This window comes from Planktotalea sp., from assembly GCF_018607965.1.
Lineage (GTDB): Bacteria > Pseudomonadota > Alphaproteobacteria > Rhodobacterales > Rhodobacteraceae > Planktotalea.
Window position 1 is genome coordinate 25,695 of the sequence record NZ_JABBAM010000040.1, and the last position, 21,519, is coordinate 47,213.

The following is a 21,519-nucleotide window of genomic DNA, read 5'->3' on the forward strand; positions in this document are numbered from 1 at the left end:
CAGAAGTTCGATGTCGATCAAGAGGGGGCATGAAAGGATTTGACAGAATCCTCACTTCGATATTCTATTCGTATACAAACAAATATTTTGTGTACTTCACGAGGTGCTGTCTTGGACTACTTCACGCCAACACGTTTGCAAGACGCGCTAACCGCATTGGGATCTGGGGCGCCAAGCATCATTGCAGGTGGTACTGATTGGTATCCTGTGCAGGGAGAAAAATCTATTCGCTGTGACATGCTCGATATAACGCGGATTGAAGGATTGCGTTGCATTTCCCGTGACGCGCAGGGATTGCGTATTGGGGCGGCAAGCACATGGACGGATATTATTAAGGCGGACCTTCCACCCGCGTTCAAAGGGCTGAAAACGGCCGCGCGCGAAGTGGGTTCTGTTCAAATCCAGAATGCTGGCACGATTGCGGGTAACCTGTGCAACGCATCCCCCGCTGCAGACGGTGTGCCGCCTTTGCTGACGCTGAATGCGCAGGTGGAGTTGGAGTCTTCGAATGGCATACGCGTTTTGCCTTTGTCGGATTTCATCACGGGTGTTCGCCAAATCGCGCGTAAAGCGGATGAATTGGTGACGGCGATTCTTATTCCTGACCTCTCTGAAACGCGCAGAAGTTCGTTTGTTAAGTTGGGTGCGCGCAAGTACTTGGTGATCTCGATCGCAATGGTTGCAGTGACATGCGAGGTAACGGATGGCGTGTTGAGCGACGTGCACATTGCTGTTGGATCCTGTTCGCCAGTTGCTCAAAGATTGACTGGACTGGAAGCTGCATTAGAGGGGCTTCGCGTTAGCGACGTTGAGACGGTTATCGCCAAGGCGGACCTGTCGCGCCTTAGCCCAATCGACGATGTGCGCGGTTCAGGTGAGTATCGCTTCGATGTTGTCGCTTCGCTGATCAAGCGTGTATTAGAGGAGGCAGCCCATGAATAAGTCTTCGCAGATTGAGTTCACCTTGAACGGACGTGCGGTCCAAAGCACGTCAGCCCGCCAAACGCGCCTAAGCGTGGTTTTGCGCGAAGAACTGGGTGCAAAAGATGTCAAAATCGGCTGTAACGCAGGCGATTGTGGGGCCTGTACGGTTTTGATCGATGGCGCGCCCGTTTGTGCCTGTCTCACGTCTAACGCTCAGGCGGCAGGGCGTAATGTTCAAACTTTGCAAGGTGTTGCGCCTGATATCCTTGCTGATTTGCAAAAAAGCTTCACCGCGCATCAAGCCGCGCAATGCGGTATTTGTACCCCTGCAATGATCGTGAGTGCGGCGGCGCTTTTAGCTGAAAACCCAAAACCAAATTCTGAGCAAGTTCAGGACGCTTTGGGTGGTGTGTTGTGCAGATGTACGGGCTATCGCAAAATCATTCATGCGGTTGTCGCGGTTGGTGAAAACCAGTCGGTCATTGCTGCAAAAGGCTCTGTTGGCGATCCGATTGCGCGATTGGATGCTTTGCCAAAGGTCGATGGGACAGAACTGTTTGGCGACGATGTTGCGCCCGTTGGCGCGCTCGTGGCGTTGGTGATCCGATCGCCGTTTCCGCGTGCTGCTTTTGAGTTTGGAGATCTGGATTCGGTGCGTGCAATCGAAGGAATTGAAGCGGTTCTGACAGCACAGGATGTGCCGGGCGTTAACCTATTTGGCACCATTCCAGGCTTTATTGATCAGCCAATGTTTTCCGAAACTGAAACCCGCTTTAAGGGTGAGGCGGTTGCAGCTATCATTGGTGATGCGGACGTTATTTCAAGCTATGACATAACTGATTTTGCGATCAATTGGACGGAGCTCCCCAGTGTTCAGGACGTGAGCGAAGCCCAAAACAGCAACGTCGCGCAGATCCATGAAGGTCACGACAACAATGTGATGTGTGGCGGGTTTGTTGCACACAGCGATATCGACGCGGGCTTGGCTGACGCTGATATCGTGCTGAGTGCAGAGTTTGAGACGTCCTTTGTAGAACACGCCTATATTGAACCCGAAGCAGGTTTTGCAGAAATGGTTGATGGCCGCGTGCATTTACATGTTTGCACACAAGCCCCAGTTATGAACCAAGAGGCCTTGGCAGGTCTGTTGGCACTTGAAAATAATGATATCAGGATTGTGCCGACGGCAGTTGGTGGTGGTTTTGGGTCCAAGCTGGATTTGACGGTACACCCCTATCTTGCGCTTGGTGCGATGGTCACGGGTCGCCCTGTTCGCATGGCCTATTCGCGAGTGGAAAGCATGGCAACATCAACCAAACGCCACCCTGGTAGGATCACGATTAAAGGGGGCGTTCGCAAGGATGGTCGCCTGACAGGTCTACGCTTTGACGGTGATTTTAATACGGGTGCCTATGCCAGTTGGGGCCCGACGGTTGCGAACCGCGTGCCGCTACATGCGTCTGGTCCATACAGCATTCCCAACTACCGCGCTCAGTCCAAAGGGATTTACACGAATTGTCCCCCTGCGGGCGCATTTCGTGGTTTCGGAGTCCCCCAATCGGCTATCGCGCAAGAGACTTTATTTGACGAACTCGCCGCTGCAATTGGGATGGACGCGCTTGATTTCCGCATGCTGAATGCGTTGGATAATGGCGTAGCGACGGTATCGGGACAGGTGTTTGAACAGGGTGTTGGGGTGAAAGCCTGTTTGGAGGCGTTGCGCGAGGCGTGGGTTGCAGAACAGCTTGAATGCCGAACGTTCAATGACATCGAAGGGCACTTGAAACGTGGTGTCGGTCTTGCGGCAGGCTGGTATGGCTGTGGCAACACGTCCATGGCGAACCCGTCAACGATCAAATGCGGTTTGCGCAGCGATGGCACCTTGGTTTTGCATCAAGGTGCTGTGGATATCGGGCAGGGATCCAACACTGTCATCACACAAATTTTTGCGCAAGCGTTTGGCGTGCGCCCAGATCAGGTTTCGATTGTTGGCCCTGACACGGATATTACGCCAGATGCGGGCAAAACGTCTGCCTCACGCCAGACATTTGTGACGGGTAACGCGGCCAAACTTTCGGCCGAAAGCCTTCGGCGCCAAGTTTTGGAACTGGTAAACGCTGCCGAAGATGCCGAGATTATTTTAGGTAATACTGTGATTACCTTAAGTGGGGGGCACTCCATTGACCTTGCGAGGATGGATACAGGCGCGGACGGATACGTCATGCGCGCTGTGGCCAGCTATGATCCGCCAACTGCGCCGCTGGATGAGAACGGTCAAGGCGTGCCTTACGCGCAATTTGGGTACGCTGCACATTTGGCTGTGGTCGAGGTGGACACGCAACTTGGAACAATCAAACCGCTGCGTTTTGTTGCCGCGCATGATGTGGGCCAAGCGATCAATCCTTTGCTGGTCGAGGGGCAAGTGCAAGGCGGCGTTGCCCAAGGTCTTGGTATGGCTTTGATGGAGGAATTTATCCCGGGGCGCACCGAAAATCTGCATGACTATTTGATTCCCACAATCGGCGATGTTCCTCCGATTGAAACGCTGATCATCGAAGAACCAGATGCGCATGGACCCTATGGTGCCAAGGGTCTTGGCGAACATGCATTGATTCCCACCGCGCCTGCCATTTTGAACGCAGTTCATTTTGCAACAGGTGTGCGTTTGCGCCATGTTCCAGCCTTGCCGCACCGCGTCCGTGCCGCTTTGAAGGAGGCTGGATATGCCTGAGGATGCCACCGATACCATGCACGTGAAACCAGAGAAAATTCGCTGCGATGCCTGTCCTGTGATGTGTTTCATCTCAGAGGGCAAAGCGGGGGCGTGCGATCGTTATGCCAATCACGCGGGCGACCTTGTGCGCCTTGATCCATTGACGGTTATCGAGAACGGCGCGCCTGCGGTTGCCTTTCTTGGTCAGGGCAAAGATCCCAAAAATTGGAACGGCGACGTGTTGCAAGGATCGCGCCCCTTTGTGACGGCTGTCGGGGCTGGTACGACCTATCCCGATTACAAACCAGCACCCTTCATTGTTAGCCAAGACGTTGACGGCGTTGATATGATCACGGTCGTGACCGAGGGGATCTATTCCTACTGCGGCGTGAAAGTGAAAATCGACACGGATCGTTTCATCGGCCACGAACGTGCGGTTGTGCGTGTGAACGGAGAAGCGATTGGGCATGTAATGACATCTGAATATGGTTCCAAGATGCTCTCGCTTGGCGGGGTCGAACACTTGACAGGTGGTACGAAATCCGCGGGCCGTGTGACCTGTGATGCGTTGATGAACCTGTGCAATCGCGACGCGGTCACGATGCAGATTGACGAGGGCGCAGAGATTATCGTGCAGGCGGGCATAGCTCCGATCATCAATGGCGTGCGCGAAAAACTGATGCGGGTTGGGTGTGGCTCTGCGGCGATTGGAATGTTCGCCAAACAATGGGAACCCCACGTGGACGAGGTGATCGTCGTGGATGATCATATCACGGGCGTTTTGACGGAACATGAAGCGGGCAAGCAGCTTAATATGCGCCCCTCTGGAGTAAAAATTAAAGGACGTCGTTCAACGCCGGGTCGCTATTTTCAGGTCGCCGAGCCGGGGACTGGGTGGGGCGGTACGGACGTGGAAGACCCGCTGACAATTTTGAAACCTGCGGATGCGAAAAAGGCGTGGGTAGGTTTGCGGTTGTTAATGGTGTCTACGACGGGCGAGCAGTGGGCGTATTATGAATTAGACGACGATCTGATCCCACGGCCCGCCGAGATTTCTGAAGAGCTACGCATTACTGCGGATCGCATCGCAGAGAACTGCGAACCCTCCCTCTGTTCAGTTCTCTTCATGGGCGGCGCAGGTGGATCGTTGCGGGCTGGTGTTACGGAAAACCCCGTCCGGCTAACGCGTTCTGTCAAGGATGCGCTGACTTATGTGTCGTGCGGTGGTGCCGAAGCCTATGTTTGGCCCGGTGGTGGGATCACGGTGATGGTTGATGTCATGGAAATGCCCACGAATTCATTTGGCTATGTGCCAACGCCTGCGCTTGTGGCACCCATCGAATTCACCTTGCGGCGCGAAGACTATGACGCGCTGGGCGGTCACATGGAGTACATCATCGACGCTGCAAGCGTGCTAAAGGGGGAGTTGCGCAAAGTCACGCGTATGCCGTCCCAGCCTGATCCGCACCAAGCGCAAAAAACCAAACGGATCCTGCGGGGATGATGGGCGTCCAAGCAGCCCTTTTGTCGGGCGACCGTCTGCACCTACAACATGGCCCGATTGATTTGATCATTGGAGTCGATGGCGAACGCATGCTTGCTTTCGAGGCCGCGCAAACACGGCTTGGTACGGTCTTGGCAGAATTGATGGACGAGATTGATCTTTTGCGCATGGTCCATGGGCCAAAGCCAAAGGGGTGCATTGCTTTGGCGATGTGGCGTGCGGCGCAAGCGCATGATGGATTTGTAACGCCTATGGCGGGTGTCGCGGGGGCTGTCGCTGAAACGGTTTTGGACGCGATGCAGCAAGCCGCGTCTTTCAAGCGCGCCTATGTGAACAACGGCGGTGACATCGCGCTTCACGTGTCTGGCGACGCTGTGTTCTCGGTTGGTATGGCTGGTGTGAAGGGCGGCGCGCTTGGTAAGATTACATTGAGTGCTGACAGCCCCATTCGCGGTATCGCGACGAGTGGGCAGGGCGGTCGCAGCCTGTCCTTTGGTATTGCGGATAGTGTCACGGCCTTAAGCGAAACGGCCTGCAAAGCCGATGTGGCGGCAACTTTGATTGCGGGTGCTGTCGATCTGCCAGATCACCCCGCGATTACGCGCCAAAATGCGAATGAGATCGTTGATCAAAGTGACTTGGGTGCTATGAGGGTGGTCACGCATGTTGGGCAGTTGACTCTAGCAGAGGTCACGCGCGCGCTTGAAACTGGCCTAAGCCACGCGCGTGATATGCAAGAAGCTGGCCTAATTCACGCGGCCAGCTTGCATTTTCAGGGTCAAAGCAGACAAATAGAAATGAACAACAAGAAGGTGCTAGAACATGCCTGATGTAGAGATCCGCAAGATTGCAACGGTCATTGAAGAAGTCTTTCACGAGGGTGGTCCACGCGCAAACGTGCCCCAAAGACGTGGAGCTGTTATCGCGGTCATCGCGAACCCCTACGCGGGACAATATGTTGAGGACATTCAACCGTTCATGGAAGACCTAAAGCCACTGGGCTTGCAAATGGGGCAAAAGTTGATTGATGCGCTCGGCGGTGATGCGAGTATGATCGAAGGCTATGGTAAAGGCTCAATCGTCGGTACGGCGGGTGAATTGGAGCACGGGGCGCTTTGGCATGCGCCGGGCGGATACGCGATGCGCGAACTTTTGGGTGATGCAAAGGCGATAGTCCCGTCCACGAAAAAGGTGGGCGCGGCGGGCGTTCGTTTGGACGTTCCGATCACTCATATCAACGCATCCTACGTGCGCGGACATTTTGATGCGATGGAAGTTGGCATGAATGACGCGCCCCGTGCAAATGAGCTGGCGTTCGTTCTGGTGATGAGCACAGGCGCACGCGTGCATGACAGGGCTGGTGGGTTGCCCGCGAGTGCGATCAAAGGTGAGGATGGTCTACGATGAAAGCTGACATTCGCAAGATTGCTGTTTTCGTTGAAGAAACACATCGTGAGGCAGGGCGTTCAATTGCACCTGCCACGCGTAAAGCCGTTGCTGTCGCGGTCATCGCGAACCCATATGCGGGGGGATACACCGAGGATTTGAAACCCTTGATGGATATTGGCGCTGAACTTGGCGAAACGCTCGGCAAGCGCTGTGTCGAAGCGCTCGGCATCAAGCCTGCACAGGCCGAAAGCTATGGAAAAGCTGCGATGGTGGGCGAAAATGGAGAGCTAGAACACGCCGCCGCTTTGCTGCACCCCAAGATGGGTGCGCCTTTGCGCAAAGAAGTTGAAAAGGGTGCCGCCCTTGTGCCGTCGTCTAAGAAAATGGGTGGCCCTGGACAGGATTTAGATGTGCCGTTGGGACATAAAGATGCGGCCTATGTGCGGTCACATTTCGATGGAATAGAAGTCCGTTTGAACGATGCACCGCGTGCGAATGAAATCATGGTTGCAGTTGCCGTTACAGACGGCGGGCGGCCTTTACCGCGCGTTGGTGGCTTGTTGCACGCGGATGCGGTGGGCAAAGATGGGTTGCGTTAAAGTTTTTCCAGAAGGGCCAGCAAGCGTTCCGTTTCGCGCGTACTTAGGTTTGCAGTTGTGCGCGCCGAGATTTTAGTTGCTGTCGCGATTGCGCGGGATGCAAACTCTTGTCCTGTTGAGGTTAAAGAAATCTCTAGCCTGCGCAAATCGGTTTTAGACGCGGTGCTTTGAACAAACCCTTTGCTGCGCAAACGATCCACGACGCCTTTTGTGGTTGCCGAATCCATGCCAACACGGCGTCCCAGATGATTTTGCGACAATGGTCCGTCGGCGTGAAGGCGTGCGAGGATGGCAAATTGCGTTGGGGTCGCGTCTGGCATCAACTCTGCAAAGTGCTCTAGGTGCTTTTGGTTCGCCAAACGCAGCTTGAAACCGATCTGATCTTCCAGACGGTATTCGACCTTCTGCGCATTGCTTGCCTCGTCTTTGATCATTCGCCGCGTTCTCCCTATTTTCATAGGATACGAGCGAAAATATTGTTTGACAACGAACAAGTTTTCAGTGCCGAATGCAGTTTAGATGCCAAGGCTGGGAGAGTCGCTCGAATGCCGTTTGTACGTAATGCGTGGTACGTTGCTGGCTGGTCCAAGGACTTTGCGGATGATCTGCGCGCGATCACGATCACTGAACAAAATATGGTGTTGTTTAGGGCCTCCGACGGAGAACTTGTTGCCTTGGAAGATCGCTGTCCGCACCGCCTGTTGCCACTCTCTAAAGGCAAACGCGTTGGCGATACGGTGCAATGTGGCTACCACGGAATGACGTTTGGGCGTGATGGGAAATGCGTGCGCGTTCCGGGTCAAGATAACCTTCCTGCGTCGGCGTATGTTGATACATATCCTGTTCACGAAGCCCATGGAATCGTTTGGATTTGGCCTGGTGAAGCAGCTTTGGCTGCAAACACGCCCGTCTTTGACATGCCTGAATTTTCCGACCCGAATTGGCATGCGCATCACGGCGATGGGCTGCATCTACACGCGAACTATCTCAACGTCGCAGAGAACCTTGTTGATCCTGCGCACGTCAGTTTTGTGCATCCAACAACGCTGGGCAGTGCCGCGTCTGAAAACGTACCTGTGCATGTGTCGACGTCTGGTGATGTGATCCTCGCGTGGCGTTGGATCAAGGACTCCGCTCCCGTTGGGTTCTTTCAGAATTTTGGCGATTTCACAGGCAATGTGGATCGCTGGCATTACTACTATTTGCACCTGCCCAGTACGGCTGTCATTGATTTCGGCAGTGCGGATGTGGCGGCTAACCTCTCTGAGGATGAACGTGACAAGGGCGTACGCATTTTCGCGCTGCACTTTGTGACGCCTGTGACCGAGGACTTTACGATCGATTACTGGATGCACCTGCGCAACACGGCGGTTGGCGACGAAGCTGCGTCAGAAAATATGGACACGATGTTCCGCATCGCGTTTTCTGAGGACAAAGAGGTGCTGGAAGCCATCAACATTGAAGAACAGCGTCCACAGAAGCGTAAACCCATCAGAATTGCCATCGACAAAGGGCCAAACGTGTATCGCAAACGAATACGCGACCTTGTCGAACTGGAGGCCACCGAAGATCTCGGTGCGCCTCTCCATCCGACCTTTGTGCAGCACGACTGACGCTGCTAGGGTCGACCCAACAGAAAAGGGATGACCATGAAACGTAAGATATTTTTGAAAAGCCTTGTAGGCGCGATTGCGATTGCGGCTGTCGGCCTGCCTGCGCTTGCGCAAGAGACGATCAAGATTGGTGAGATCAACCACTACAAGCGCCTCGCGGCCTTTGCAGGTCCCTATAAATTAGGCATCGAGATGGCTATTGAAGAGGTGAACGCAGCAGGTGGTGTGCTTGGCAAGCCGCTCGAATTCATTTTCCGCGATGACCAAGGCAAGCCCGGTGAAGCGGTGAAGATTGCCGAAGAGCTTATGACGCGTGAGGGCGCTGTGATGCTGACGGGCACGATCTTGTCCAATGTTGGTTTGGCGATTTCATCGCTCGCGGCAGAAAAAAAGTATGTCTACCTGGCGTCAGAGCCTTTGGCCGATGCAATCACATGGTCCAAGGGCAATGACTACACGTTCCGCCTGCGGTCCTCCACATACATGCAAGCGGCCATGCTGGCTGAACAAGCTGCGCAAACCGATGCGATCCGTTACGCGACAATCGCGCCGAACTATGCGTATGGCAAAGATGCGGTCGCAGCGTTCAAGAAGGCGCTGACAAAGCTAAAGCCCGAGGTTGAATTCGTAGCAGAGCAGTGGCCTGCCTTGTTCAAGATCGATGCGGGCGCTGAGGCGCAAGCGATTGAGCGCGCTAAGCCAGACGCGATCTACAACGTGACATTCGGGGGCGACCTTGCAAAATTCGTTCGCGAAGGCGGCACACGCGGCTTGTTTGAAGGCCGTAATGTTTACGGTCTCCTTTCAGGTGAACCTGAATATATGGATCCTTTAGGTGATGAAGCGCCTGAAGGTTGGGTTGTCACAGGTTATCCTTGGTCCGAAATTACGGAAGGACCGGGTAAGGTCTTCGTTGATGGCTACATGGCGAAATACGACGATCACCCCCGTATCGGATCGCTTGTTGGCTATATGACCGTGCAATCTGTCGTGGCTGTTCTGGAAAAAGCAGGTTCTACTGATAGTGAAGCCATTCGTGCGGCGTTTGCGGACCTACCCGTCAGCACACCTGTTGGCGATATCACGTACCGTGCGATTGATCACCAATCCACAATGGGTGCTTTCGTTGGTACAATTGCCTTAAAGGACGGCAAAGGGACGCTGGTTGATTGGTCTTATAAGAACGGTGGCGACTACACTTTGCCAGACGAAGAAGTCATGAAACTACGCGGTTCTGGCAACTAAGCGCTAGATTTTTCTTGAAAAATCGAAACACGGTCCGTGCAAATGCGTGCGGACCGTTCCCTTTTCCTACATCGAAGACAGGAGCAGACCATGGGTCTCTTCATCGCGCAAATCCTGACAGGTTTGGCCAATGCAAGCGCACTTTTTATGGTTGCTTCAGGCCTTTCCCTGATTTTTGGCGTCACACGGATCGTGAACTTCGCGCATGGCTCATTTTACATGCTGGGCGCTTATGTGGGCTATTCTTTCATGCAGATTTTGCCAGGGGCATTCGGATTTTGGGCGTCGATCCTTTTGGCAGGTCTCGTTGTCGGGATCATCGGCATTATTGTCGAAATATTGGTCCTACGTCCTGTCTACAAAGCGCCTGAGCTGTTCCAGCTGGTCGCGACGTTTGGCGTAATTCTCGTCATTCAAGACCTCACATTGTTGGTTTGGGGCGCGGACGATTTCCTTGGCCCGCGTGCGCCGGGTTTGAAAGGTATCATTCGGATCATGGGGGAACCCGTTCCGAAATATGACCTTGCTTTGATCGCGCTGACGCCGTTCGTGGCCTTCGCGCTTTGGTGGCTGATCACCAAAACCCGCACAGGCATTCTCGTGCGCGCGGCAACGCAAGACCGCGAAATGGTTGGCGCTTTGGGTGTGAACCAAGCATGGCTTTTCACGGGTGTTTTCTTCCTCGGTTGCGCGCTTGCGGGGCTCGGCGGCGCGGTGCAACTCCCCAAAGGCGGCGCGGACTTGTTGATGGATTTCAACATTCTTAGTGCAATCTTTGTTGTCGTGGTAATTGGCGGCATGGGATCGCTCCCAGGTGCCTATGTAGCCGCTGTTCTCATCTCTGTTCTCAACGTGTTCGGTGTGAACTACCTGCCGCAATCCACACTCGCCCTGATGTTTGTTGTCATGGTCGTGGTCCTGATCTTCCGCCCTTTCGGTCTGTTTGGACGAGAGGAAGTCGCGGGCGAGCATGGGCAGGTTGGGGAGCCGGAACGCCCGATCAAACCCGCAGGTCAGAGTGCGCGGATGATTGTGATGTTTGGCCTCTTTCTCATGGCGCTGCTTCCGATTGTGGGGGATAGCTTTATCCTTGTTCTCATCACCGACATTGCGATTTTCTGTTTGTTCGCGGCTTCGCTGCATTTCCTACTTGGCCTTGGTGGTCTCGTCTCTTTCGGTCACGCGGCCTACTTTGGCGGTGGTGCTTATGCAGCGGCCTTGCTTGTTACATATGCGGGCACGCCGATGGAGCTTGCGTTGATCCTTGCGCCCCTTGCGGCAGGCCTAACTGCAATCATTTTCGGCTGGGTCTGCCTGCGCTTGACGGGTGTTTATTTCGCCATGCTTACGCTCGCCTTCGCGCAGCTTTTGTGGTCGCTGGTCTTCCAATGGGGCGATTTTACGGGTGGCGACGATGGGCTTGTGGATATATGGCCATCTGATTGGGCAAGTGGGACGACCACGTTCTATTACTTGTCGATGGTACTCTGTGTCGGAGGCATCATACTGCTGCGCCACACCGCCCATTCGCCGTTTGGGTATGCGTTACGTGCTGCACGAGACAGCCAGCGGCAGGCGGAATCTACAGGTATCCACACCAAGCATGTTCAATTGGTCGCCTTCGGTTTCGCGGGGGCCATGGCGGGTATCGCGGGTGGCTTGTTCGTGTTCTCAAAAGGCTCGATCTTTCCGAATGAACTAGAAATTGCACGCAGCTTTGATGCGTTGATTGTTGTTTTTCTAGGCGGCGTAAAAACCCTCGCAGGTGGCGTCGTCGGCGGTGCTGCGCTTGAAGGGGCTAAGGACTACATCACGCGATTTGAATACTGGCGGTTGCTGCTGGGTCTGCTGATTATCTTCGTTGTGATTGTTGCGCCTGATGGCATCGCAGGCACGTTGCGTAAATGGGCCGAAAAAATTGGCTTTATGAAACGGGAGGATCAAGCATGAGCGCGGTTCTTGAAGTGCAGGGCCTGAGCAAGGCTTTTGGTGCTATCCAAGCGGTGGATAACGTGTCGTTCGCGTTGCAAAAGGGCGAGCTGCTTGCGTTGATCGGCCCTAACGGTGCGGGCAAAAGTACATGTTTCAACATGCTCATGGGGCAATTGAAATCAAGCGCTGGCACGGTCAAGCTGAACGGCCAAACCCTTGCGGGCCTGAAGCCTCGCCAAATTTGGCGCAAAGGGGTGGGACGCACCTTTCAGATCACCGGAACCTACACGTCAATGACGGTGATCGAGAATGTGCAAATGGCGCTGATATCGCATCATCGTAAAATTTATTCCCTGCTGCCGCGCGCCCATAAGATGTATTGTGACGCAGCGATGGACCTGCTTGATCTGGTTGGCATGGCAGATCAATCGGAACGCCATTGCGCTGTTTTAGCTTATGGTGATTTGAAACGTCTCGAACTCGCGATTGCTTTAGCGCATGAGCCGACGCTTTTGTTGATGGACGAACCGACAGCTGGGATGGCACCTGCGGAACGGATCGCGTTGATGCAGCTAACGGCGGATATCGTCGAAAGCCGCGGGGTCAGCGTGTTGTTTACGGAACATGATATGGACGTCGTTTTTGCCCATGCGCATCGTGTGATGGTTTTGAACCGAGGTCAGTTGATCGCCAATGGCTCCGTCGATGAAATTCGAAATGATGATCGTGTGCGCGAGGTTTACCTTGGGGGCGGGACGCTGTTCAAGCATGACGGGGAGAGTGCACATGCTTGAGATCAAAGGCATCAACAGCTTTTACGGTAAGGCACATGTTCTGCGCGACCTGAGTTTCGATGTGGAACGCGGGCAAGTTGTTGCGCTACTTGGGCGCAACGGTGCTGGCAAAACGACGACGATGAAATCGGTCATGCAATTGGTTGTGCCCGAATCGGGGTCTGTCACGTTTCAAGGTGTCGAAATTACACGAATGGCCCCGCACAAGGTGGCCAAAATGGGTCTGGGCTATGTACCAGAAGAACGGCGCATTTTCACGGACTTGACTGTCATGGAAAACCTAGAAGTGGGCCGCCAGCCTGCGCGCGCGCAGGCCGTGACGTGGAACGAGGACATGCTGTTTGACATGTTCCCCAACTTGGCTGAACGGCGCACGAACCGTGGCAAGGAACTGTCGGGTGGAGAACAGCAAATGCTGACAATCGCGCGTACGTTGATGGGTAATCCTAGTTTGATCTTACTTGATGAACCCTCAGAGGGCATCGCACCTGTAATTGTCGAAGAAATGGCGCGCGTTATTTTGAAGCTGAAGACAGAAGGGCTGACGGTTCTGTTGTCTGAGCAAAACCTGCATTTTGCACAGGCCGTGGCAGACCGGGTCGTGATTGTGGAAAGTGGTAGTGCTAAATATCAAGGTACGATGGCTGAACTGAACGCAAACCCTGAAATTCGCGATACATACCTGTCGGTTTAACCCGATTTGCGCGAGTTTTCGCCGAGTATTCACAAAATCCAGCGCAGCCCTTTAAGTACGCAAAACAGCACCTAAGTCTAATCCCAAGAGACGCGCCTCTCGGAACACGGCGCGTCACTTCACTGTCCCTCGTTCCCCACTCAGCGCCCCGGGTTTCCCTGCCCGTGGGCGCTTTTTTCTTTTGAACTTTGCGTAAAATTGGGGTGAATAGACATATGAGCTATTCTGATAAATTTTTGCGCGACATTTTGAACCGGACCAAAGTGGTCGCGGTTGTCGGCGTGTCGACCAATCCTTTGCGTCCCAGTTATTATGTGGCGCGTTACCTTGGGCTGAAGGGATACCCTGTGATCCCCGTCAATCCGATGCACTCGGGGAAGATGCTGTTTGGTCAAACCATCCGCGCAAGCCTGTCTGAAATTACAGAGCCTGTGGATATGGTCGATATTTTTCGCCGTTCCGAAGCGGTGCCTGAAATTGTCGATGAGGCGCTGGCGCATTTGCCCTCGTTGAAAACCATTTGGATGCAGATCGGAGTCCAACATCCGCAATCGGCTGCAAAGGCCGAGGCGCAAAATATCGACGTAATCCAAGATCGTTGCCCGAAAATCGAGTATCAGCGCTTGTTTGGCGAGTTGCGCATGGGTGGTTTTGCGACCGGCATCATTTCGTCCAAGCTATAATTGGCGATAATCCGCGTTTTTTTCCCATAAATGGCGAATTGAACGTATTTGATCCCAGCGCTTCATTGAACATTGGCGCGATGTGTCTATTTTAGTTCTAATCGCGTCGTGCTAACCCACACGCCAAATCCATATCAAGGAGAGTGTTTCTTGGGAAACGCACGCAACTTCGCATTCTGGGTCGTCCTATTTCTTCTGATCCTAGCGCTCTTTAACCTCTTTAGCGGCGGAAACACCGCGATGCAGAGCCGCGAGATCAGCTATTCTGAGTTTGTCTCTTCTGTTAACGGTGGCTCTGTCACGAATGTGACGCTTGACGGTGAACGCATTCGGTTCCGTGGTTCAGACGGCAGCGACTACGTGACGATCAAGCCGACAGACGCGAATGTGTCTGAGTTTTTGATTGAACAGAACGTGGCCGTACGCGCAGAGCAGCAGCAAAAATCTGGGTTCCAGACGTTCATCCTATCGCTTCTTCCGTTCCTTTTGCTTATCGGTGTGTGGGTCTACTTCATGAACCGCATGCAGGGCGGCGGCAAAGGCGGCGCGATGGGCTTTGGCAAATCCAAGGCCAAGATGCTGACCGAAAAGTCTGGCCGTGTTACGTTTGATGACGTTGCAGGCATCGATGAAGCCAAGGAAGAGCTGGAAGAAATCGTTGAATTCTTGCGCAACCCGCAGAAATTCTCGCGGCTTGGAGGCAAAATCCCTAAAGGTGCTTTGCTCGTTGGCCCTCCCGGTACGGGTAAAACGCTTCTCGCACGCGCAATCGCGGGCGAGGCAGGAGTTCCGTTCTTCACAATTTCTGGTTCTGACTTCGTTGAAATGTTCGTTGGTGTGGGTGCATCCCGTGTGCGCGACATGTTTGAGCAGGCGAAAAAGAATGCACCGTGTATTGTTTTCATCGACGAAATCGACGCAGTCGGTCGTCACCGTGGCGCAGGCCATGGCGGTGGTAACGACGAGCGCGAGCAGACATTGAATCAATTGCTGGTTGAGATGGATGGCTTTGAATCAAACGAGGGTGTGATCATCATCGCTGCGACCAACCGTCGTGATGTGCTTGACCCCGCTCTTCTGCGTCCAGGACGTTTTGACCGTCAGGTTACGGTACCAAACCCAGACATCAAAGGCCGCGAAAAGATCCTGAATGTCCACGCACGCAAAACGCCGCTTGGCCCAGATGCCGACATGCGCATCATTGCACGCGGTACTCCTGGTTTTTCTGGTGCGGACTTGGCCAACCTAGTGAACGAAGCTGCCTTGATGGCTGCACGTATCGGTCGTCGCTTTGTAACGATGGAAGATTTTGAATCCGCCAAAGACAAGGTGATGATGGGTGCAGAACGTCGTTCGATGGTTCTGACCAATGATCAAAAAGAAAAGACGGCTTACCACGAAGCGGGTCATGCCGTTGTTGGTATGCATTTGCCCCAGTGTGATCCCGTCTACAAAGCGACGATCATTCCGCGCGGTGGAGCGTTGGGTATGGTTGTGTCCTTGCCTGAGATTGATCGCCTAAATTGGCATCGTTCTGAGTGTGAAGAAAAGATGGCGATGACGATGGCGGGCAAAGCTGCTGAAATCATCAAATATGGCGCGGATAATGTGTCCAATGGCCCTGCTGGCGATATCCAGCAAGCTTCCGGTCTGGCGCGTGCGATGGTTCTGCGTTGGGGCATGTCGGACAAAGTCGGCAACATCGACTACGAACAGGCGCATGAAGGATACAACGGCAACGGCGCGGGCGGTTTTTCAATCTCTGCGGCGACGAAAGAACTGATCGAATCCGAAGTGAAGCGCATGATCGATGAAGCCTACGTGACTGCGCATCGCATTCTGACGGAAAAGAACGAAGAGTGGGAGCGCCTTGCGCAAGGATTGCTTGAGTACGAAACGCTGACTGGCGAAGAGATCAAGCGCGTCATGGACGGCGAAGCACCCAATGCTGGACCTGACGAAGATGACACGCCAGATCAAGGCAACGCTCCAAGTGTGACGGCCATTCCCAAGACCAAGCCACGGGCAAAGCCCACAGGCGGAATGGAACCTGAACCCACTGCGTAAGAAACCTTACGACGTAAAATTTTGATGAACCCCAGCCAAGCGCTGGGGTTTTTCATTTCTGGATGTGATTGTTCAGATCACACATTCTGGATTGAATGTTAGCGCGCCCCGTGGCTAAAGTTGATATGGCAAATTCGGAAGCCCCATGCCCGCTCTCAAACCTACTGATTTCTACGCGACAGTCCTTTGGCTTGGATCTGTGAAGGATAGCGAAGCTGATTTGACGTCTGCGCCGCTGTCCAAATGCCGCTTACCTTCGCAGGTTATGAGGCCGAATTTCATTCAGGACTAACGCGTCCTTCATGTAGTCGGGTTAAGCAGCAGTATAAGCGTTACACGACGATCAAGAACGCGCACCAACTGTCGATTGTGTCGCGCGAAGAGTTGGATTTGATCGCTGCTGACATGGATCTTGAAACGTTAGAACCACACCTAATCGGCGCATCCCTTGTCATTGAGGGTATCCCTGATTGGAGCTACGTTCCCCCATCCGCGCGCTTGTTGCACAGGATGGTCCGGGCCTGATCATCGACATGGAAAACCGTCCCTGCCATCTGCCTGCGCCCTTCATCGAAGCGCAGCACCCAGAGAAAGGGAAGGGCTTTAAAGCTGCAGCTAAAGGTCGGCGCGGTGTCACCGCCGCGGTGGAATGCGAGGGAGTTTTAACGCTTGTAATGACATTGCGTCTGCATGTTCCAGACCAACCGATTTGGAGCGAACAGCGCTAGATTTAGCGGTTTCAGCACTCAATTCCCAACACCTCGCGCACCGACTCCGTTTTTGTGACATTTCTTGTCTTGAATGAAGGATTGTATGCCGTCGCATGGCGTAGAACTTGCCTGAGGTTCGGCACGCATTGTGCCGCTTGGGGAGGGTACGCGCATGGCGCTCGATGATCGCAAAGGCGTTTGGAAATCTGGCAAAGGCAAGGGGCGTCATACGCCCAAAGGTCGCCAGCTAGAGGATAACGCGTGGGACGAGGTTCGCACGCTTTTGGGCGATAGCCCACGTCGCGCTGATCTTCTGATCGAGTTTCTGCATCTGATCCAAGATGAATATGGCCACCTAAGTGCCGCACATCTGCGCGCCTTGGCCGAAGAACTGCGCCTGTCCATGGCCGAAGTTTACGAGGTCGCCACCTTCTACGCGCATTTCGATGTTGTGAAAGAAGGCGAGATCCCGCCACCTGCTTTGACGATCCGTGTATGCGATTCACTGTCTTGCGAACTTGCGGGTGCGCAGGCGCTGAAATCTGCACTGGAAAGCGGTCTGGATGCATCAGAAGTGCGCGTATTGCGTGTGCCGTGCATGGGCCGTTGCGATACCGCGCCTGTGTTGGAATTGGGCCATCACCACATCGACTACGCCACGCCTGAAAAGGTGCAGGCGGCGATTGCGGCGAACCATACGCATGCGGACATTCCTGAGTACGAAGATTACGCGACTTATGTTGCCTCAGGTGGTTATGCATCCCTGAAAACCCTGCGCGACACTGGAAACTGGGAACAGGTTCAAGAAACCGTTCTAGACGCTGGTCTGCGTGGCCTTGGCGGCGCTGGTTTCCCGTCTGGCAAAAAATGGGGCTTTGTGCGCGGTAACGCGGGCACGCGCTACTTGGCGGTGAACGGTGACGAGGGCGAACCCGGCACATTCAAAGACCGCTACTATTTAGAGCGTACACCACACCTTTTCCTTGAGGGCATGCTAATCGCTGCGTGGGCCGTCGAGGCGGAAACCTGTTTTATCTACATGCGCGACGAATATCCTGCGGTTCTGCATATCTTGGCCGGGGAAATCGCCAAACTGGAAGAGGCGGGATTGGTTGCAAAAGGCTACATCGATCTACGTCGCGGCGCGGGTGCTTATATCTGCGGTGAAGAAAGCGCGATGATCGAAAGCATAGAGGGCAAGCGCGGACTTCCGCGTCATCGCCCACCTTTCGTGGCGCAGGTTGGCATCTTTAACAAGCCGACTTTGGTGCACAATGTTGAGACGCTTTTGTGGGTTGCGCGCATCGTGCGCGAAGGGCCTGAAGTCCTCTCCTCCACCGAGAAAAACGGTCGCAAAGGTCTGCGCAGTTACTCCATCTCTGGACGCGTGAATAACCCTGGTGTGCACTTGTTGCCTGCGGGATCGACAATCATGGACTTGATCGAGGCCTCTGGCGGTATGATCGACGGGCACACGTTCAAAGCTTATCAGCCGGGTGGTCCGTCTGCGGGTCTTTTGCCTGCGTCTATCAACGATGTCCCGATGGATTTTGATACGCTCCAACCACTTGGTACGTTCATTGGATCTGCCGCTGTTGTTATCCTGTCTGACAAAGACAGTGCGCGCGGTGCCGCGTTGAATATGCTGCGCTTCTTTGAGGATGAAAGCTGCGGTCAATGTACCCCGTGTCGTGTCGGCTGCGGCAAGGCGGTTCAGTTGATGCAGGCGGACAAGTGGGATCAACCGCTGCTGGAAGAGCTTTGTACAGCAATGGGCGATGCGTCGATCTGCGGTTTGGGCCAAGCGGCGCCAAACCCAATTCGCATGACCATGAAACATTTCGCGGATGAGGTGTAATCCATGACTAATCAAATCACATTCACGATGGACGGCGAAGAAGTCACTGTTGATGCGGGCCTGACCATTTGGGAAGTCGCCAACGGTCGCGGCCTTGTTATTCCACATCTGTGCCACAAACCACAGCCCGGCTATCGCCCAGATGGCAATTGTCGTGCCTGCATGGTCGAGGTCGCGGGCGAACGCACTTTGGTTGCGTCCTGTATTCGTGAACCGAATGAGGGTATGGTTGTCACGACCAATTCGAACCGCGCGACAAGCGCGCGTAAGATGGTTGTGGAAATGCTGATGGCGGACCAGCCTGCGCGCGACGTGTCCCACGATAAATCCTCGCATCTTTGGGACATGGCCGAAGCAAACGGCATCGATCAAAGCCGTTTCCCCAAGATGGAAGAGGGCTGCATCCCATTGCTGGATAACAGCCACGTCGCGATGTCTGTTAACCTTGATGCCTGCATCCAATGTGGTCTCTGTGTGCGCGCGTGTCGTGAAGTGCAGGTCAATGATGTGATCGGCATGTCGGGGCGTGGTCAGAATTCTTATCCAACGTTCGATTTGGCTGATCCGATGGGTGACAGCACTTGTGTCGCTTGCGGCGAATGCGTTCAGGCCTGTCCAACGGGCGCGCTGATGCCATCCACTGTGGTGGACGATGCGCAAGTTGGGGACAGCAAGGATTTTGATAGTGAAACCGAAAGCGTCTGCCCGTTCTGCGGCGTTGGCTGCAAGGTTTCGTTGAAAGTCAAAGACGGGAAAGTGAAATTCATCGAGGGCATCAACGGTCCTGCGAATGAGGGTCGTCTGTGCGTTAAAGGTCGTTTCGGGTTTGACTATATTCACCATGATCACCGCCTGACCAAACCACTGATCCGCCGTGATGATGCCCCTGCAAAGGGCCTGAACGTCGATCCGGGCAACGTGCTGACGCACTTCCGTGAGGCGACTTGGGAAGAAGCAATGGATCGTGCGGCTGGCGGTCTTGCCAAACTGCGCCAAGCCCATGGTGGGCAATCGGTTGCGGGATTTGGTTCTGCCAAATGCACCAATGAAGAAGCGTATTTGTTCCAAAAACTGATCCGCCAAGGATTTAAGCATAACAACGTCGATCACTGTACGCGTCTGTGCCACGCATCTTCGGTGACGGCGCTGATCGAAAATGTCGGGTCTGGCGCTGTGACGGCGACGTTCAACGAGATCAAAAATTCGGATGTTGCGATCGTAATCGGGGCCAACCCTGTCGAAAACCATCCTGTTGCCGCAACCTATTTCAAGCAGTTCACCAAACGCGGTGGCAAGCTGATCGTGATGGACCCACGGGGGCAGGGGCTAAAGCGTCACGCCTCGCATATGCTGCAATTCCGTCCCGGTTCAGACGTCAGCCTGTTGAACGCGATCATGCATGTGATCGTCGAAGAAGAGCTGTATGATAAGCAATATATCGACGCCTATACCGAAAATTGGGAAGCTGAAAAAGCCCACCTTAAGGACTTCACGCCCGAAGCGATGGAAGGCATTTGTGGCATCGCGCCCGATGTGATCCGCGATGTTGCGCGCATTTTTGCGGGTGCTAAAGCGGGTATGATCTTCTGGGGCATGGGCGTTTCGCAGCATATTCACGGAACAGACAATTCACGTTGCCTGATTTCACTCGCGCTGATGACGGGCCAGGTTGGTCGTCCTGGCGCGGGTCTGCATCCACTACGCGGTCAGAACAACGTGCAAGGCGCGTCTGATGCGGGGCTGGTCCCGATGTTTGTTCCTGATTATCGTTCTGTCGAGGATGATGGTGTACGCGAAGACATCTTTGGTGTTTGGGGCCGTGATGAGGATTGGTCCAACAAAAAGGGCCTGACGGTTACTGAAATCGTTGATCAAGTTTACGCAGGCAACATCAAGGGCATGTATATTCAGGGCGAGAACCCTGCAATGTCGGACCCTGACGTGGAACATGCACGTGATGCGTTTGCGAATTTAGAGCACCTTGTTGTGCAGGATATCTTCCTCACGGAAACGGCGTGTTTCGCCGATGTGATCCTGCCAGCCTCTGCGCTTTATGAAAAGAACGGCACCGTTTCCAACACCAACCGCCAAGTACAACGTGTACGCCCAGCCGTGCCGCCGCCCGGGGACGCACGTGAGGATTGGGTGATCACGGTCGATCTGGCACAGCGTTTGGGTCTGGATTGGGATTACACCGAGGCGAGCCAAGTCTTTGACGAGATGAAGCTCGTTATGAAATCGCTCGACAACATCACATGGGAACGCCTGAAAACTGAAACGGTAACCTATCCTTCGCTTTCCCCAACTGATCCAGGCCAAGCGATTGTGTTTGGCGATGGTTTCCCACGTGCAGGGGGCCGTGCGAAATTTACACCTGCCTCAATCATTGCGCCGGATGAAGTCCCCGATACGGATTACCCGATGATCATGACCACGGGCCGTCAGTTGGAACATTGGCACACAGGGTCGATGACCCGCCGCGCCATGGTTCTGGACGCGGTTGAACCAGAAGCGAACTGTTCACTGCACCCCAAAACTCTGCGCGCCCTTGGCGTTGAGCCGGGTGGCATGGTGCGTCTGACAACGCGTCGTGGAAGCATCGACATCATGGCCCGCGCGGATCGTGCGGTATCTGAGGATATGGTGTTCGTCCCATTCGCCTACGTCGAAGCGGCGGCAAACGTGCTGACCAATCCGGCCGTCGATCCATACGGAAAAATTCCAGAATTCAAATTCTCGGCGGTGCGCGTCGAGGCTGTTCAAACAATAGCCGCAGAATAAGCGGAACCACGTA

18 protein-coding genes are annotated in these 21,519 nt (G+C 54.2%); 17 read left to right on the forward strand and 1 reads right to left on the reverse strand.

Annotation, left to right across the window (positions count from 1 at the left end; genetic code table 11):
* Positions 1–111 precede the first annotated feature (111 nt).
* The 6 genes from QZ279_RS03580 to QZ279_RS03605 are packed head-to-tail and all read left to right on the forward strand — an operon-like array spanning position 112 to position 7,129.
* Entirely contained in the window at positions 112–942 is an 831-nt protein-coding gene (locus QZ279_RS03580; protein WP_293448021.1) for a xanthine dehydrogenase family protein subunit M, read from the forward strand.
* Positions 935–3,655 (forward strand): molybdopterin cofactor-binding domain-containing protein, encoded by a 2,721-nt coding sequence (locus QZ279_RS03585; protein ID WP_293448024.1) that lies wholly within the window; start codon positions 935–937, stop codon positions 3,653–3,655. Before QZ279_RS03580 ends, QZ279_RS03585 begins: the two co-directional genes overlap by 8 nt.
* Positions 3,648–5,141 (forward strand): 6-hydroxynicotinate reductase, encoded by a 1,494-nt coding sequence (locus QZ279_RS03590; RefSeq protein WP_293448027.1) that lies wholly within the window; start codon positions 3,648–3,650, stop codon positions 5,139–5,141. The genes QZ279_RS03585 and QZ279_RS03590 overlap by 8 nt, the downstream gene beginning before the upstream one ends.
* A complete protein-coding gene (locus QZ279_RS03595; RefSeq protein ID WP_293448030.1) occupies positions 5,138–5,971 on the forward strand; it encodes a UPF0280 family protein in 834 nt (277 codons plus the stop codon). The genes QZ279_RS03590 and QZ279_RS03595 overlap by 4 nt, the downstream gene beginning before the upstream one ends.
* Entirely contained in the window at positions 5,964–6,548 is a 585-nt protein-coding gene (locus QZ279_RS03600; protein ID WP_293448032.1) for an amino acid synthesis family protein, read from the forward strand. The genes QZ279_RS03595 and QZ279_RS03600 overlap by 8 nt, the downstream gene beginning before the upstream one ends.
* Complete coding sequence (locus tag QZ279_RS03605; protein ID WP_293448034.1) at positions 6,545–7,129, forward strand: amino acid synthesis family protein; 585 nt, start codon at positions 6,545–6,547, stop codon at positions 7,127–7,129. Before QZ279_RS03600 ends, QZ279_RS03605 begins: the two co-directional genes overlap by 4 nt.
* Here the strand turns inward: QZ279_RS03605 and QZ279_RS03610 are convergent.
* The gene (locus tag QZ279_RS03610) at positions 7,126–7,563 is read right to left on the reverse strand and encodes a MarR family transcriptional regulator (protein WP_293448037.1); all 438 of its coding nucleotides are present in this window, start codon (positions 7,561–7,563) and stop codon (positions 7,126–7,128) included. The genes QZ279_RS03605 and QZ279_RS03610 overlap by 4 nt on opposite strands.
* A gap of 111 nt (positions 7,564–7,674) precedes the next feature.
* On the opposite strand from QZ279_RS03610, the gene QZ279_RS03615 reads away from it, so the two are divergent.
* The 11 genes from QZ279_RS03615 (at position 7,675) to fdhF (ending at position 21,506) form a co-directional block, all read left to right on the forward strand.
* A complete protein-coding gene (locus QZ279_RS03615) occupies positions 7,675–8,742 on the forward strand; it encodes an aromatic ring-hydroxylating dioxygenase subunit alpha (RefSeq protein ID WP_293448040.1) in 1,068 nt (355 codons plus the stop codon).
* A gap of 36 nt (positions 8,743–8,778) precedes the next feature.
* Entirely contained in the window at positions 8,779–9,987 is a 1,209-nt protein-coding gene (locus tag QZ279_RS03620) for an ABC transporter substrate-binding protein (RefSeq protein WP_293448043.1), read from the forward strand.
* Between the two features lie 90 nt (positions 9,988–10,077).
* The gene (locus tag QZ279_RS03625; RefSeq protein ID WP_293448045.1) at positions 10,078–11,937 is read left to right on the forward strand and encodes an ABC transporter permease; all 1,860 of its coding nucleotides are present in this window, start codon (positions 10,078–10,080) and stop codon (positions 11,935–11,937) included.
* Positions 11,934–12,713 (forward strand): ABC transporter ATP-binding protein, encoded by a 780-nt coding sequence (locus QZ279_RS03630; protein ID WP_293448048.1) that lies wholly within the window; start codon positions 11,934–11,936, stop codon positions 12,711–12,713. The genes QZ279_RS03625 and QZ279_RS03630 overlap by 4 nt, the downstream gene beginning before the upstream one ends.
* Complete coding sequence (locus QZ279_RS03635) at positions 12,706–13,407, forward strand: ABC transporter ATP-binding protein (RefSeq protein ID WP_293448051.1); 702 nt, start codon at positions 12,706–12,708, stop codon at positions 13,405–13,407. Before QZ279_RS03630 ends, QZ279_RS03635 begins: the two co-directional genes overlap by 8 nt.
* Before the next feature lie 215 nt (positions 13,408–13,622).
* Positions 13,623–14,090 (forward strand): CoA-binding protein, encoded by a 468-nt coding sequence (locus QZ279_RS03640; RefSeq protein WP_293448054.1) that lies wholly within the window; start codon positions 13,623–13,625, stop codon positions 14,088–14,090.
* 150 nt (positions 14,091–14,240) lie between these two features.
* Positions 14,241–16,157 (forward strand): ATP-dependent zinc metalloprotease FtsH, encoded by a 1,917-nt coding sequence (ftsH, locus tag QZ279_RS03645; protein WP_293448057.1) that lies wholly within the window; start codon positions 14,241–14,243, stop codon positions 16,155–16,157.
* Positions 16,158–16,400: 243 nt separating this feature from the next.
* A complete protein-coding gene (locus QZ279_RS15620) occupies positions 16,401–16,682 on the forward strand; it encodes a hypothetical protein (RefSeq protein WP_366513841.1) in 282 nt (93 codons plus the stop codon).
* Between the two features lie 8 nt (positions 16,683–16,690).
* Entirely contained in the window at positions 16,691–16,885 is a 195-nt protein-coding gene (locus QZ279_RS15625; RefSeq protein ID WP_366513842.1) for a hypothetical protein, read from the forward strand.
* A 154-nt stretch (positions 16,886–17,039) separates the two neighbouring features.
* A complete protein-coding gene (locus QZ279_RS03655; protein ID WP_293448059.1) occupies positions 17,040–18,725 on the forward strand; it encodes an NAD(P)H-dependent oxidoreductase subunit E in 1,686 nt (561 codons plus the stop codon).
* A gap of 3 nt (positions 18,726–18,728) precedes the next feature.
* Positions 18,729–21,506: a formate dehydrogenase subunit alpha gene (fdhF, locus tag QZ279_RS03660; protein WP_293448062.1), complete on the forward strand. Its 2,778-nt coding sequence runs from the start codon at positions 18,729–18,731 to the stop codon at positions 21,504–21,506.
* Positions 21,507–21,519 lie beyond the last annotated feature (13 nt).